The following is a 15,181-nucleotide window of genomic DNA, read 5'->3' as shown; positions in this document are numbered from 1 at the left end:
GGCCATGAGCAGGAAAGAGAAAATAGAAGGCCGGCCGCTGGTCTGGTCGTCGTTCACCCTGATAGTGACGTTCGTGTGCCTGTCGCTGGTGGGACTGGCACTGGCACCTCTGCTGCCGGTGAAGCTCTCGCCTTCGCGCGACATGCCGGGGCTGTCGGTGTCATTCTCCATGCCGGGCAATTCGGCCCGGGTGGTGGAGACGGAGGTCACCAGCCGTCTGGAGGGTATGCTGGCCCGGGTGAACGGCATCCGTAGCATCAGTTCCACTTCCGACAATGGGGGCGGGCGCATCGACATGGAGCTGGACCGCCATGCGGATATCGGGGTGACCCGCTTTGAGGTGTCCACCCTTATCCGGCAGTTGTGGGCGCAGCTTCCTGAAGGGGTGAGCTATCCGCTCATCTCCACGCAGCGGAGCGACGAGAACGCCTCGCGTCCTTTCATGACCTACACGCTGAACGCTCCCGCCACGCCCATCGTGATACAGAAGTACGGCGAGGAACACATCAAGCCGCTGGTTGCGGCATTGGACGGGGTGTATAAGGTAGAGCTGAGCGGTGCCACGCCCATGGAGTGGCGCATCGTGTACGACAATGTGCAGCTGGAGCGCATCGGGGTGGGGGTGCAGGATATCCTGACCGCCATTGAGGAAAGGTACGGCCGTGAGTTTCTGGGGATTTGTGAGCTGGAGACGGACCACGGGACGGAATGGATACGGCTGGTGCGTACCACCGAAGGCAGTCCGGAGGGGTTTGTCCCTTCGGAGATTGCGGTGAAGGCGGCCGACGGGAGCATGGTGCCGCTGGACCGGCTGGTCAGGGTGACGCGCACGGAGGAGGAACCCACATCGTACTACCGCATCAACGGGCTGAACTCGGTGTATCTGTCCGTCACCGCCTCGGAAACGGCCAACCAGCTGGCCCTGGCGGAGAAGGTCAGGAAGGTGATAGCCGGAGCGGAGGCCGTGATGCCGGCCGGGTACGAAATCCATACGGGCTATGATGCCACGGAATACATCTCGAAGGAGCTGGACACGATTTATTTCCGTACGGGAATCACCGTGCTGATCCTGCTGCTGTTCGTGGCGGTGATTACGCGCAACCTGCGGTATCTTTTCCTGATAGTGGCCGGGCTGGCGGTGAACATTGCCGTGGCCGTCATCCTGTATTATGCGCTGGGGCTGGAAATCCAGCTTTATTCGCTGGCGGGCATCACCATCTCGCTGAACCTGGTGATAGACAACATCATCGTCATGACCGACCATATCCTGAGAAGGCGCAACCTGAAGGCGTTCATGTCGGTGCTGGCGGCCACGCTGACCACCATCGGGGCGCTGGTCATCATCTTCTTCCTCGACGAGAAGATACGCCTGAACCTGCAGGACTTTGCGGCGGTGGTGATTGTTAACCTGGGCATCTCGCTGCTGGTGGCCCTGTTCTTCGTGCCTCCGATGATAGAGAAAATCGGTCTACGAAAGGGAAAACCGGCGCATCCGCGGCTGTGGGTGAAGCGGGGGGCCGTGCATTTCACCCGCTTTTACCGGGGGATGGTCGTGCTGCTGAGCCGCTATCGGGCGGTCGCCTTCCTTCTGCTGGTGCTCGGTTTCGGACTTCCGGTGTTCATGCTTCCGGAGAAGATAGAGGATGCGGAGCAGAAGGGGGCATGGGCGGAATGGTATAATAAGATTTTCAACAATACGACCTACCGGGAAGACATCAAGCCTGTAGTGGACAAGGTGCTGGGCGGTTCTCTCCGTCTCTTTGCCGAGAAGGTGTACGACGGCAGCTATTTCAACCGTGACGAGAGCGAGGTGGTGCTGTATATCAACGCCACCCTGCCCAACGGCAGTACGCTGGAGCAGATGAACGTGCTGATCAAGAAGATGGAGACCTACCTGAGCGGGTTCAAGGAGATACGCCAGTTCCAGACATCGGTGTACAATGCGCGCCGGGCGAGCATCCAGGTGTTCTTCAAGAAGGAGTACGGCCATACGGGCTTTCCCTACGTGCTGAAGTCGGACGTGGTGAGCAAGTCGCTGACCCTGGGCGGGGGAAGCTGGAGCGTGTACGGGCTGCAGGACCAGGGCTTCAGCAACGACGTGCGGGAGAGTGCCGGCAGCTTCCGCGTGAAGATGTACGGCTACAACTACGACGAGCTGGGCCGCTGGGCGGAGGAGATGAAGAAGCTGCTGCTTTCCCACCGCCGCATCAAGGAGGTGACTGTCAGCTCGGAGTTCTCGTGGTGGAAGGACGACTATACGGAGTTCTATCTGGAGTTCGACAAGCGCAGGATGGCGGAGGAGAACCTGACGGCCTACGACCTGTTTGCGGTGCTGCGTCCGGTATTCATGCGCGACCAGCTGGCGGGCAGCATCCTTTACGACAACGGCGTGGAGTATCTGCGGCTGTCGTCCGCCCAGAGTCGGGACTATGATGTATGGGCTTTCATGTCGGTGCCGTTCCTGGTGAAGGGCAAGCAGTACAAGCTCTCCGACCTGGCCGTGCTGGCGAAGGGGCAGGCCCCGAAACAGGTGGCCAAGGAGAACCAGCAGTACAGGCTCTGCCTGCAATATGAATACATCGGTTCGTCGGAACAGGGCAAGAAACTGCTGGAGAAGGACATCGAGACCCTCCGGAAGCGCCTTCCGATGGGGTATACCGTGGAGAGTGACAGTGCCTATTGGAGCTGGGGGAAGGAAGACCACAGCCAGTATTTCCTGTTGCTGATAGTCATCTCCATCATCTTCTTCATTTCGGCCATCCTCTTCAACTCGCTGAGCCAGCCGCTGGCCATCATCTTCGTGATTCCGGTGTCGTATATCGGCGTGTTCCTCACGTTCTATCTGTTCGGTCTGAACTTCGACCAGGGAGGTTTCGCTTCCTTCGTGCTGCTGTGCGGCATTACGGTGAACGCAAGCATCTACATCCTGAACGAGTATAATGCCATTCGCAGGAACTTCCCGGGACTGTCACCGCTGAGAGCCTATACCAAGGCCTGGAACGTGAAGGTCATTCCCATCTTCCTGACGGTGATGTCGACCATCCTCGGTTTCGTGCCGTTCATGATAGGCGAGAAGACCCCGTTCTGGTTCCCCCTGGCTGCCGGAACCATCGGCGGACTGGTGATGTCGGTTATCGGTATCTTTATCTATCTGCCGGTATTGAGCGTGTCGGGGACGATAAGGAAAACCATACGGCGAAAAAGGAAATGACCGATGGTCATAAAAAGATAAAAGGCTGTCTTCACCCGAAGACAGCCTTTCTTTGTGATGTATGGAAGACTAATACCTTAGTTATTTCAGCAGTTTCTGAGCCTGTTTCAACATCTTTTCAGCTTGTTTTACGGCTTCTTTCAGTTCCTTGCTTTCAGCACCATTCGTTTTTTTCTGAGTCTTTTCCAATTGTGCGGAAAGCTGCTGGATATGTGATTCTACTTCTTCTTTCTTTACATCGGCTTTCTTTGATTTAGCCAACCATTCTTTCATGCCCTGGGCTTTGAGGGAAAGAGTAGCAGTTTCAGCAGTCAATTCAGTAGCTGCTTCTTCTTCCGGAGTGGCAAATGCATGGTGGAATCCTTTCACATCGTTCCAGTGTCCGCGAGTAAAGTCAGGGAATGCGACAGCTGCGCAACCGTTATCCATAGAGATGGCTCCCAGTTCTGCCAATGAGCACCATTCAGCCAAGTCATATACATCCATATCCAATGGCAGTCCATTCTGCAGACAGTATACCAGACGGCTGTCCATGATGAAGTCCATACCACCGTGTCCACCTACTTCCTTGGCCATTTCACCGTATTTCTTCAAAATCGGGTGCTGGTATTTTTCAACCAATGCCTGCATTTCTTTTTCAGGAAGGAAAGAATGAGAACTCAGGTTGTCTACCTTTGGCTGTACGCCAGAAGCTTTCATCTGGGCTGCATCTACAGCATAGCCTTCAATCGGATACTTGTTGGCGAAGCCTTTTGTTCCGGTCAGCTGGTACAAGCGGTTATAAGGTTGCGGATTCATGACATCGTGCTGGATTTCGATGACTTTTCCGTTGGCAGTACGGATAAGGGTAGTAGTATGGTCGCCGTTGCGGAATTCTTCGCAAGGTACACCGGTTGCTTTTTCTACCAAAGCTTTACCGTGTACGGATTTTGTATCCATGGCTACTAAGGTAGTCATACGGTCGCCACGGTGAATATCGAGTGCTTGAGCCACAGGGCCAAGTCCGTGAGTGGCATATACATCGCCGCGGTTTTCCTTGTTGTAACGCAGACGCCATCCCAGTTTATCTTCTTTTCCATTTTTCCAGTAATAAGGCCAGAAATCATCCAAATTGTGGATGTAAGCTCCTTGTGCACGGATGACTTCACCGAACACACCCTGCTGTGCCATGTTCAGCGTATTCATTTCGAACCAGTCGTAGCAGCAGTTTTCCAGAATCATGCAGTGCTTGCGGTTCTTTTCTGACAAGTTGATGAGTTCCCAGCACTGTTCCAAGTTCATGGCAGACGGTACCTCAATGGCCACATTCTTACCATGTTCCATGGCATATTTGGCAATAGGGAAGTGGTGGTCCCAGTCGGCTGCGATGTACACCAAGTCGATGTCATCGCGTTCGCAGAGCGCTTTGTAGCCTTCTGCACCAGAGTAGATGGCTGCTTCGGGCAGACAAGCCTTTTGTAAATAGCCCTGACATCTTTCAGCCCGGTCTTTTTCGTAATCACACAAAGCTACGATTTTGGTACCGGCAATGTGGGTGAAGCGTTCTACGGCTCCTGGACCACGCATACCCAGTCCCACGAAACCTACGCGGACTACATTCATTTTCGGGACAGTCAGTCCGAGCACACATTCTTGTCCGGCCGGACGTTCAGGGGATTTAATGACGATGGTACCTTTGTTCCATTCCCATTGAGTGGAAGGAGAAAGGCTCTGTGCAAGCATTTGAGCCGGTGTACAGGTTAAAGTTAATACGGTGCAAGCACCTAAAATCATTTTTCCAAAATGTTTCATAGCTTTAGTTGTTTTGAAATTGAGTTTTACTGTGGGCAAAGATATAAAAAAACATTATTACGCAAAAGTTTTTTCTATAAAACGTGCATATATTAAAAAAGAATAGTAATTAATGCTTTTAAAAGGAATAAAATAAATTATATCAGAAGTATTTTGTAAATAAAGAGGAAGATTAGACATACCTTATTAATATATTACCAATTATATATAGATTGTAGGAACTACGTGTTTATCTGAGACTTAAATGATAAAATTATTGGGGATAGAAGACCGGGATTGAATGATAAACTGATAAGAAAAACGTGTTGTTTCTTACGAATGATAATTTATTTGAAAAAAAAGTGTCATTTTATTTGCATGTTACAAAAAAGCCTTTACCTTTGCAGCTGTAAACTAAGAAGAGATAGCAAATATGATTACATTACATACATCAGTAAACCTGTCAGTCCTGCATATTATTCGCGTCCTGGTCGTGGCACCAAGAGGTGAGAAAGGTTCGTGCATGTAATTATATGAAAATGATATTGTAGAAAGCCTTTCTCACCAAGCGTTGAGAGAGGCTTTTTAATTGAAAAGAAAGACGAAAATGAAACATCAGTTACGTAGTTCGATGAGTACCGAAGGCCGCCGTATGGCAGGTGCCAGAGCACTGTGGGTGGCCAATGGAATGAAAAAGGAGATGATGGGGAAACCAATCATTGCAATAGTGAACTCTTTTACGCAGTTTGTACCCGGTCATACACACTTGCATGAGATTGGTCAGCAGGTGAAGGCAGAGATTGAAAAACTGGGATGCTTTGCGGCTGAGTTCAACACCATTGCCATCGACGACGGAATCGCGATGGGGCATGACGGGATGCTGTATTCTTTGCCTTCGCGCGACATCATCGCCGACAGCATAGAGTATATGGTGAATGCACATAAGGCAGATGCCATGGTGTGTATTTCCAACTGTGACAAGATTACGCCGGGAATGTTGATGGCTTCCATGCGATTGAATATCCCTACGGTGTTCGTATCAGGTGGACCAATGGAGGCCGGAGAGTGGGGCGGACAGCATCTGGATTTGATTGATGCGATGATCAAGTCGGCCGATACTACCGTGAGTGATGAAGATGTGGAAGAAATTGAACGTCATGCGTGTCCGGGTTGCGGAAGCTGCTCAGGTATGTTTACCGCAAACTCAATGAACTGCTTGAATGAAGCTATCGGACTGGCTTTACCGGGTAACGGTACGATTCTGGCCACTCACGCCAATCGCAAGCAGTTGTTCAAGGATGCAGCGGCACTGATTGTAAAGAACGCTTATAAATATTATGAAGAGGGAGACGACAGTGTGTTGCCGCGCAGTATTGCTACTCGTGAGGCGTTCCTGAATGCCATGACCCTTGACATAGCCATGGGTGGTTCTACCAATACGGTGCTTCACTTGTTGGCGGTGGCTCACGAAGCGGAAGTGGATTTTAAAATGGACGATATTGACATGCTGTCACGTCGTGTGCCTTGTCTTTGTAAGGTCGCTCCCAATACACAGAAATATCACATTCAGGATGTGAATCGCGCAGGAGGTATCCTGAATATTTTGGGTGAGCTGGCCAAAGGGGGACTGTTGGATACTACGGTACACCGGGTGGACGGTACTACACTGGCAGAAGCCATTGCCAAATACAATATCTGTCGTCCGGAGGTAGATGCGGATGCACAGCGCATTTATTCGAGTGCGCCGGGCGGTAAATTCTGTATCCAGTTGGGAGCACAGAATTCGACCTATAAGGAACTGGATACTGACCGTACCAATGGATGCATCCGTGACTTGCAGCACGCGTACAGCAAGGATGGCGGATTGGCTGTATTGAAAGGGAACATCGCTCAAGATGGTTGCGTGGTAAAGACTGCCGGAGTAGATGAGAGTATCTGGAAGTTCTCAGGTCCGGCCAAGGTGTTCGATTCGCAGGAAGCTGCTTGTGAAGGTATCTTGGGTGGAAAAGTGGTAAGCGGTGATGTGGTAGTCATTACCCATGAGGGACCGAAGGGAGGTCCGGGCATGCAGGAAATGCTGTATCCAACCTCTTACATCAAATCCAAGCATTTGGGTAAAGAGTGTGCCCTGATTACCGACGGCCGTTTCAGTGGAGGAACTTCCGGTTTGAGTATCGGACATATTTCTCCGGAAGCCGCAGCCGGAGGTAACATCGGTAAGATTGTAGATGGTGATATCATTGAAATAGACATTCCCAACCGTTCCATCAATGTGAAACTGTCTGACGAGGAACTGGCCCAGCGCCCGATGACGCCGGTAACCCGCGACCGTAAGGTCTCAAAAGCATTGAAGGCATACGCCAGCATGGTGAGTTCGGCAGATAAAGGTGGAGTGAGAATTGTAGAATAAGGAGAAGCTTATGAGTAAAGAAAAGATATCAGGTTCAGAAGCATTGATGCGCTCATTGGAGCATGAAGGGGTAAAGACTCTTTTCGGCTATCCAGGAGGAGCTATTATGCCGGTGTTCGATGCGTTGTATGACCATCGGGACAGATTGAACCATATTTTGGTTCGTCATGAACAAGGAGCAGCACATGCCGCTCAGGGTTTTGCCCGTGTATCGGGAGAAGTGGGAGTTTGTTTGGTAACAAGTGGACCGGGAGCGACCAATACGATTACCGGCATCGCTGATGCCATGATTGACAGTACACCGATTGTGGTGATTGCTGGTCAGGTTGGGGCTTCCCTGTTGGGTACGGATGCATTCCAGGAAGTTGATTTGGTGGGTATTACGCAGCCAATTTCCAAATGGAGTTATCAGATACGCCGTGCGGAGGATGTGGCTTGGGCGGTTGCCCGGGCATTTTATATCGCACGGAGCGGTCGGCCGGGACCGGTGGTGCTGGACTTTGCCAAGAATGCACAGGTAGAAATGACGGACTATGAACCAGTGACCTTAGATTTTATCCGCAGTTATGACCCGGATCCGGAAACAGATTCAAAATCAGTAGCTGAGGCGGTGGCTTTGATTAATGGGGCCAAGCGTCCGTTGGTACTTGTAGGACAGGGCGTAGAGTTGGGAAATGCCCAGCAGGAATTGAAGGAATTCGTGGAAAAGGCGGATATTCCTTGTGGATGTACGTTGTTGGGCTTGTCAGCATTGCCAAGCAATCACCGTTTGAACAAAGGTATGCTGGGAATGCATGGAAACCTGGGGCCGAATGTGAAGACCAACGAATGTGACGTGTTGATTGCAGTGGGTATGCGATTTGATGACCGTGTGACCGGGAAATTGGATACGTATGCTAAACAGGCCAAGATAATTCATTTGGATGTAGATCCGTCGGAAATCGGAAAGAACGTGCCGGTGGATGTGCCGATTTTAGGTAACTGTAAACGGACGCTTTCGCTACTTACCGAACTGATTCAGCCGCAGAAGCACGAAGAATGGATTGCCAGCTTCAAACCGTATGAAGAAAAAGAATATACACAAGTAATCGAGAAGGAAGTGTTCCCGAAGGAAGGGCCTATCAATATGGGTGAGGTGGTGAATGCGGTCAGTGAGGCCACTCACAACGAAGCCATTCTGGTGACCGATGTCGGTCAGAATCAGATGATGGCTTGCCGTTATTTCAAGTTTTCTAAACCCCGTAGCATTGTCACTTCCGGTGGTATGGGAACCATGGGATTCTGTCTGCCGGCGGCCATTGGAGCCACATTTGGCTGTCCCGACCGTACAGTATGTGCCTTTATGGGAGATGGAGGCTTGCAGATGACCATGCAGGAACTGGGTACGATTATGGAGCAGAAATCGCCGGTCAAGATTATCTTGTTGAACAATAATTATTTGGGTAATGTGCGCCAGTGGCAGGCCATGTTCTTCAACCGCCGCTATTCTTTCACGCCGATGATGAATCCTGATTACATGCAGATTGCATCGGCTTATGGAATAGCCTCACGCAGGGTGATGGGACGCGATGAACTGAACGACGGCATTCAGGAAATGCTGTCGACCGACGGTCCTTTCCTGTTGGAGGTGTGCGTAATAGAAGAAGGAAATGTGTTGCCGATGACACCTCCGGGAAGTTCGGTCAACTATATGTTAATGGAATGTTGAGAGGAGAAGGAGGAAGAATATGGATAATAAAACATTATATACAATCATTGTTCATTCAGAAAATATTGCCGGTATATTGAACCAGATTACCGCGGTGTTTACCCGTCGCCAGATCAACATCGAGAGTCTGAACGTGTCGGCTTCTTCCATCAAGGGAGTACATAAATATACCATCACTTGCTGGACTACTCCGGATGTGATTGGCAAAGTGGTGACGCAGATAGAAAAGAAAATGGATGTGATTCAGGCGCATTATTTCACGGACAAGGAAATCTTCCAGCGTGAAGTGGCTATGTATAAGGTGTCCACTCCTGAATTCCAGTCGAATCCGGAAGCTTCCAAGGTAATTCGCCGTTACAGTGCGCATATTGTGGAAGTCAATCCGACTTTCTCTATCGTGGAGATGGTGGGAATGAGTGCGGACATCACTTCGCTCTATCAGGAACTGAAACAGCTGAATTGTGTGCTTCAGTTTGTACGTTCCGGACGTATTGCTGTTTCAACCAGCTGTTTCGAACGGGTAAACGAATATCTGGCACATCGTGAAGAAAGATATCGGAACCAAAAGAATTGAATCTATGACAGAAGAAAGTAAAGTTGGTACTTATCGGTTTGTGGCCGAACCGTTTCATGTGGATTTCATGGAACGGCTGACGATGGGCGTGTTGGGCAATCACTTGCTGAACTGCGCCGGGTTTCATGCGGCTGACAGAGGATTCGGCATTGCCACGCTGAATGAGAATCATTACACGTGGGTGCTGTCCCGTCTGGCGATTGAGCTGGAAGACATGCCGCGTGCGTACGAAGACTTTACAATCCAGACATGGGTGGAGAATGTGTACCGTCTTTTTACAGACCGTAACTTTGCTATTCTGGACAAGGACGGAAAGCCTATCGGATATGCCCGTTCCATTTGGGCGATGATCAGCATGGAAACCCGCAAACCGGCCGATTTGCTGACGTTGCACGGTGGTTCGATTGTGGACTATGTGTGTCAGAAGGACTGTCCGATTGACAAGCCGGGACGCATCAAGGTGACGCATCCGCAGGCGATGGGAGAGTATCGGGTGAAGTACAGCGATATTGATTTGAACGGACATGTGAACAGCATCAAGTATATCGAGCATATCTTGGATTTGTTTCCCATGGAAATGTTCCGTCAGAAACAAATTCGACGGTTTGAAATGGCTTATGTGGCGGAAAGCTATTACGGTGACACCCTGAGCTTCTTCCTGGAGCAGACGGGAGAGAATGAATATGATGTGGAAGTGAAAAAGAACGGCACGGAAGTAGTCGTTCGAAGTAAAGTGATTTTTAGAGATTAAATTAGTATATCAACTTGCAGCCGGAAGGTTGCGTAAAAAGATTGTAAAAAATTATGGCACAGATGAATTTTGGCGGTGTGATTGAAAATGTAATCACCCGCGAAGAATTTCCATTGGAAAAAGCACGTGAAGTATTGAAAGATGAAACCATTGCTGTAATCGGTTACGGTGTACAGGGACCGGGACAGTCATTGAACTTGCGCGATAACGGTTTTAACGTCATTGTCGGGCAGCGTCAGGGCAAGACTTTTGAAAAAGCTGTAGCCGACGGATGGGTACCGGGAGAGACCTTGTTCAGCATTGAAGAAGCCTGCAAGAGAGCGACGATTATCATGTGCCTGTTGTCGGATGCAGCAGTCATCTCTGTATGGCCTACTATCAAACCTTGCCTGACTGCAGGGAAAGCATTGTATTTCTCTCATGGTTTTGCCATCACTTGGAATGACCGTACTGGCGTAGTTCCTCCTAAAGACATTGATGTCATCATGGTGGCTCCGAAAGGTTCAGGTACTTCTTTGCGTACCATGTTCCTGGAAGGACGTGGCTTGAACTCTTCTTATGCTATCTACCAGGATGCTACCGGTAAGGCATACGACCGTACCATTGCATTGGGTATCGGTATCGGTTCAGGTTATCTGTTCGAAACAACTTTCCAGCGTGAGGCTACTTCCGACCTGACAGGTGAACGTGGCTCTTTGATGGGTGCAATCCAGGGATTGCTGCTGGCACAGTATGAAGTGCTCCGTGAAAACGGACATACTCCGTCGGAAGCATTCAACGAAACTGTAGAAGAGCTGACTCAGTCACTGATGCCGTTGTTTGCCAAGAACGGTATGGACTGGATGTATGCAAACTGCTCTACTACCGCACAGCGTGGTGCCCTCGACTGGATGGGCCCGTTCCACGATGCCATCAAACCGGTAATGCAGAAATTGTATCAGAGTGTAAAATGCGGTCATGAAGCTCAGATTTCTATCGACAGCAACTCTCAGCCGGATTATCGTGAAAAACTGAATGCGGAATTGAAAGCATTGCGTGAAAGCGAAATGTGGCAGACTGCTGTGACTGTACGTAAACTTCGTCCGGAAAACAACTGATTATTGTCTGTAAAGAGAATGGGAAAGCCGTTCGGTGTTGGAAGACGCCGGACGGCTTTTTTCGTGGGGTAAGGATGAAAAGAATCTGTGAGATTTTGTTACCTTTGTGCCGGTGCTATAGAATGAATATGAAAAAAATTGCTATTTTTCTGCTGGGCTGTCTTTGCGTGGCAGGGACTGTGTTTGGACAAAGTCTGGAGCAGACCACAGAGCAGCGTCTGAAGGATTTTTTTGCCAATTATGAAACTTCGTATGCGCATATCGGCAAGTGTAAGCTGGAACGTTTTGAGCTGGAACATGATAAAAAAGTATTGCGCGTGTATGCCAATCCCACTTTTGGTTACCAACCGTTTACGGAGGAAAATGTGTCGGCCATTTACCGGCTGCTGAAACAGTCGCTTCCGGGGCCGGTGAATTATTATACCTTGCAGGTGTATGCGGACGGAAAACCGATTGAGGAACTGGTGCCCAATGCGTTCCGGAAGAAACAGGACAAGACCCGTTTGTACGGTAAACTGGAAGCGAAGGGAAACCCGTGGGTGACCAATGTATCGCGTCCGTTTGATATCAGCCGGGGACTGGAGGGGCGGCATGTGGCCGTGTGGCAGAGTCATGGAAAAGTGTACCGGAACGACCGGAATGAATGGCGCTGGCAGCGACCTCGCTTGTTCTGTACCACGGAAGATTTGTTTACCCAGTCGTTCGTGGTGCCATATCTGATTCCGATGCTGGAAAATGCAGGAGCCGTGGTCTTCACTCCGCGTGAACGCGACTGGCAGCGCCACGAGGTGATTGTGGACAATAACACTTGTACACCGGGCAGTCATTATCTGGAAGTGGAATACAAGAAATATACGTGGAAGGATACCGGTCGACCGGGATTTGCCCAAAAGTATCAGCAGTATCCGGATAACTACAATCCTTTCAAAGATGGTACGGCGAGGTACATTGCGACCCAGGGCCAGCCGGAGAAGGCCTTTGCCGAATGGATTCCCAATATCCCGGAAAAAGGAAAATATGCGGTGTACGTCAGTTATCAGACACTGCCGGAAAGTGTGTCGGATGCCAAATACTTGGTCTTCCACAACGGAGGAGTGACTGAGTTCAAGGTGAACCAGCAGATGGGAGGAGGTACCTGGGTGTATCTGGGCACTTTTGAATTCGACAAGGGACGGAACGATTACGGTATGGTGGTGCTGAGCAATGAGAGTTCCCAAAAGGGAGTGGTCTGTGCCGACGCAGTCCGTTTTGGAGGCGGCATGGGAAACATTGTCCGTGGCGGACAGGTGAGCGGAGTGCCCCGTTACCTGGAAGGGGCGCGTTATTGGGCACAATGGGCCGGCATGCCTTATCCGGTGTACAGCAAGAGCCAGGGAGAAAATGATTATAACGATGACATCAATGTCCGTTCGCTGATGGTGAATTACTTGAGTGGCGGGTCGGTGTACAACCCTTCGGAAGCGGGACTGAAAGTGCCGTTTGAAATGACGTTGGGCCTGCACAGCGATGCGGGTTTCAAGACAGATGATGAACTGGTGGGTTCCTTGGGAATTTATACGACCGACTTCAACGACGGGAAACTGAATTGTGGCATCTCCCGTTATGCGTCGCGCGACTTGACGGACATGGTGCTGACGGGATTGCAGCGTGACATCTCTTCCCGTTTTGGAGTGCAGTGGGCCCGGCGGAGCATGTGGAACCGGAACTACAGCGAGACCCGTCTGCCGGCAGTACCTTCCATGATTCTGGAATTGCTCTCCCACCAGAACTTTGCCGATATGAAATGGGGGCATAATCCCGATTTCAAGTTTACCGTAGGACGCTCGGTTTATAAATCCATCTTGAAATACCTTTCCACCATGCACGGCACCGACTATGTGGTGCAGCCGCTTCCAGTGAACCATTTCGCCATCCGGGAAGGAAAAAAGAAGAATACCTTTACCCTGAATTGGAATCCGGTGGAGGATGTGATGGAACCTACGGCCAAACCGCAGGGATACATCGTCTATACCCGTATCGGTTACGGCGGATTTGACAACGGAGTATATGTACGCAAACCGGAATACACGATGAAAGTGGAGCCGGGACTGGTGTATAGTTTTAAAGTGACTGCCGTCAACAGGGGAGGAGAGAGTTTCCCTTCGGAAATCCTATCGGCCTATAAGGCTAAACGAAGCAAAGGCACGTTGCTGATTGTGAACGGGTTCGATGCCACCTCAGGTCCGGAGGAAGTCAATTCTGCCTTGCTGCAGGGGTTTGACCTGAAGTCGGACCCGGGCATTCCTTACGGGCAGACTCCTGCTTATTGCGGTTACCAGCAAGGATTCAATCGGGATAAAGCCGGACTGGAGACTGGCGACGGGCTTGGGGTCAGCGACAATGCTTTGGAAGGAAAGCTGATAGCCGGAAATACATACGATTATGTGTTTGTGCATGGCAAGGCCATTCAACGGGCTGGACGTTATTCGTTCGTGTCCTGTAGTGACGAAACCTTGGAGAGCGGAAGTACAGACCTGAGTCGGTATGACCTGGTGGATTTGATTTGTGGAGCCGATGCCAAATCCTTCTCTTCGGCCATGCAGGAAGCTCTTACTCGTTACTGTCGTCAGGGCGGACGTTTGCTGGTGAGCGGTTCTGCGTGGGGAGCAAACTTGCAAAAGGGAGATTTTGGGAAGAATGTGCTGAAGTGTGTATATGGCGGCCGTTTCAGTAATCAGATTTCAGCCTCCTTGCAGGGAGCCGGGGTACAGTTCCAGATTGAAGGAGGAGCCAATGAAACAGTTTACGCCGTTCCCTCCATGGAATGTGTGATGCCTGCTTCCGGAGCCTACTCTTCTTTCGTATACACCCAAGGGAATTATGGCGTAGGAACCGTATATCGTGGAGAGGATTACCGAACGTTTGTCTTGGGATTTCCGCTGGAATGCGTGGAAAATGCCGAAGTTCGTAATCACTTGATGCAGACAGCCGTGAAAACCTTGCTGTCGAAGAAAAGACGTTGAGATAGAATAAGAATAGAAATAAATAACCATCAAATACAGTGTCAATATGGAAAAAGATTTTTTGAAGGTCATTGAAACGCGGCGCAGTTGCCGTAAGTATAAACCGGAACAGATTACGGATGAAGAGCTGAAGGCTGTGCTCGAAGCAGGTACCTATGCACCGACTTCGCGCGGTATGCAGTCGCCCTACATTGTGGCCGTACAGAAGAAAGAAGTACTGGCCCAACTGGCTAAGATGAATGCCGAAATCATGGGAGTTACCTCAAATCCTTATTACGATGCGCCCACCTACGTGTTGGTTTTTGCGCCTTCACTGGCCAACAATCCGGTACAGGACGGAAGTTGCGTGCTGGAAAACATGATGCTGGCAGCGCATGCACTGGGATTGGGCAGTTGCTGGATTCACCGGGAACGCGAGATGTTTGCTACGGAAGAAGGCAAGCAGCTGATGGAAGAATGGGGACTTCCCGAAGGACTGATGGGTATCGGAGCCCTTTCCTTGGGCTATCCGGAGGGAGAAGCAGCTCCGGCAAAACCGCGTAAACCGGAGTATTTTAGGGTGATAAAATAAGGTAAAAAAAACGCAAGGACGTTTCAACCAAAATGTCCTTGCGTTTTCCTTTAAACGTAAGCCTCCGATAAAGTACACATTGTAGAT

At 50.3% G+C, this 15,181-nt stretch carries 9 protein-coding genes; 8 read left to right on the top strand and 1 reads right to left on the bottom strand.

Features of this window, described 5'->3' with window-relative positions:
- The first annotated feature begins 4 nt into the window (after nucleotides 1–4).
- Nucleotides 5–3,211: an efflux RND transporter permease subunit gene (locus OIM59_RS10930; protein WP_303896680.1), complete on the top strand. Its 3,207-nt coding sequence runs from the start codon at nucleotides 5–7 to the stop codon at nucleotides 3,209–3,211.
- Between the two features lie 81 nt (nucleotides 3,212–3,292).
- Here OIM59_RS10930 and OIM59_RS10925 read toward each other — a convergent pair whose 3' ends face one another.
- On the bottom strand, nucleotides 3,293–4,984 hold the full coding sequence (locus OIM59_RS10925) for a Gfo/Idh/MocA family oxidoreductase (RefSeq protein WP_303898210.1): 1,692 nt from the start codon (nucleotides 4,982–4,984) through the stop codon (nucleotides 3,293–3,295).
- 604 nt (nucleotides 4,985–5,588) lie between these two features.
- Between OIM59_RS10925 and ilvD the strand changes: the two genes are divergently transcribed.
- From ilvD to OIM59_RS10890, 7 genes are all read left to right on the top strand, one after another.
- Entirely contained in the window at nucleotides 5,589–7,391 is a 1,803-nt protein-coding gene (gene ilvD, locus OIM59_RS10920) for a dihydroxy-acid dehydratase (RefSeq protein ID WP_299172824.1), read from the top strand.
- A gap of 10 nt (nucleotides 7,392–7,401) precedes the next feature.
- Complete coding sequence (gene ilvB, locus OIM59_RS10915; protein ID WP_299172821.1) at nucleotides 7,402–9,099, top strand: biosynthetic-type acetolactate synthase large subunit; 1,698 nt, start codon at nucleotides 7,402–7,404, stop codon at nucleotides 9,097–9,099.
- Between the two features lie 19 nt (nucleotides 9,100–9,118).
- Entirely contained in the window at nucleotides 9,119–9,673 is a 555-nt protein-coding gene (ilvN, locus tag OIM59_RS10910; RefSeq protein WP_072543104.1) for an acetolactate synthase small subunit, read from the top strand.
- Nucleotides 9,674–9,677: 4 nt separating this feature from the next.
- Complete coding sequence (locus OIM59_RS10905; RefSeq protein WP_299172816.1) at nucleotides 9,678–10,424, top strand: acyl-[acyl-carrier-protein] thioesterase; 747 nt, start codon at nucleotides 9,678–9,680, stop codon at nucleotides 10,422–10,424.
- Nucleotides 10,425–10,477: 53 nt separating this feature from the next.
- Nucleotides 10,478–11,521, top strand: coding sequence for a ketol-acid reductoisomerase (gene ilvC / locus OIM59_RS10900; protein ID WP_072543102.1), 1,044 nt, complete (start codon nucleotides 10,478–10,480; stop codon nucleotides 11,519–11,521).
- Between the two features lie 128 nt (nucleotides 11,522–11,649).
- Nucleotides 11,650–14,523, top strand: coding sequence for a xanthan lyase (locus OIM59_RS10895; RefSeq protein ID WP_299172811.1), 2,874 nt, complete (start codon nucleotides 11,650–11,652; stop codon nucleotides 14,521–14,523).
- Nucleotides 14,524–14,569: 46 nt separating this feature from the next.
- Nucleotides 14,570–15,094, top strand: coding sequence for a nitroreductase (locus OIM59_RS10890; protein WP_299172809.1), 525 nt, complete (start codon nucleotides 14,570–14,572; stop codon nucleotides 15,092–15,094).
- The last annotated feature ends 87 nt before the right edge of the window (nucleotides 15,095–15,181 follow it).

Origin of the sequence: Bacteroides mediterraneensis, from assembly GCF_025993685.1 — a bacterium.
Classification (GTDB): Bacteria; Bacteroidota; Bacteroidia; order Bacteroidales; family Bacteroidaceae; genus Phocaeicola; species Phocaeicola mediterraneensis_A.
Note: the sequence above shows the minus strand (reverse complement) of the source record. Positions and strands in the feature narration are given on the sequence as shown.

Excerpts from the sequence above, each read along its gene's own strand:
- ilvN (WP_072543104.1), top strand. The coding sequence starts at position 9,119 with ATGGATAATAAAACATTATATACAATCATTGTTCATTCAGAAAATATT.
- OIM59_RS10930 (WP_303896680.1), top strand. The coding sequence starts at position 5 with ATGAGCAGGAAAGAGAAAATAGAAGGCCGGCCGCTGGTCTGGTCGTCG.
- ilvB (WP_299172821.1), top strand. The coding sequence starts at position 7,402 with ATGAGTAAAGAAAAGATATCAGGTTCAGAAGCATTGATGCGCTCATTG.
- OIM59_RS10905 (WP_299172816.1), top strand. The coding sequence starts at position 9,678 with ATGACAGAAGAAAGTAAAGTTGGTACTTATCGGTTTGTGGCCGAACCG.
- OIM59_RS10925 (WP_303898210.1), bottom strand. The coding sequence starts at position 4,984 with ATGATTTTAGGTGCTTGCACCGTATTAACTTTAACCTGTACACCGGCT.
- OIM59_RS10890 (WP_299172809.1), top strand. The coding sequence starts at position 14,570 with ATGGAAAAAGATTTTTTGAAGGTCATTGAAACGCGGCGCAGTTGCCGT.
- ilvD (WP_299172824.1), top strand. The coding sequence starts at position 5,589 with ATGAAACATCAGTTACGTAGTTCGATGAGTACCGAAGGCCGCCGTATG.
- OIM59_RS10895 (WP_299172811.1), top strand. The coding sequence starts at position 11,650 with ATGAAAAAAATTGCTATTTTTCTGCTGGGCTGTCTTTGCGTGGCAGGG.
- ilvC (WP_072543102.1), top strand. The coding sequence starts at position 10,478 with ATGGCACAGATGAATTTTGGCGGTGTGATTGAAAATGTAATCACCCGC.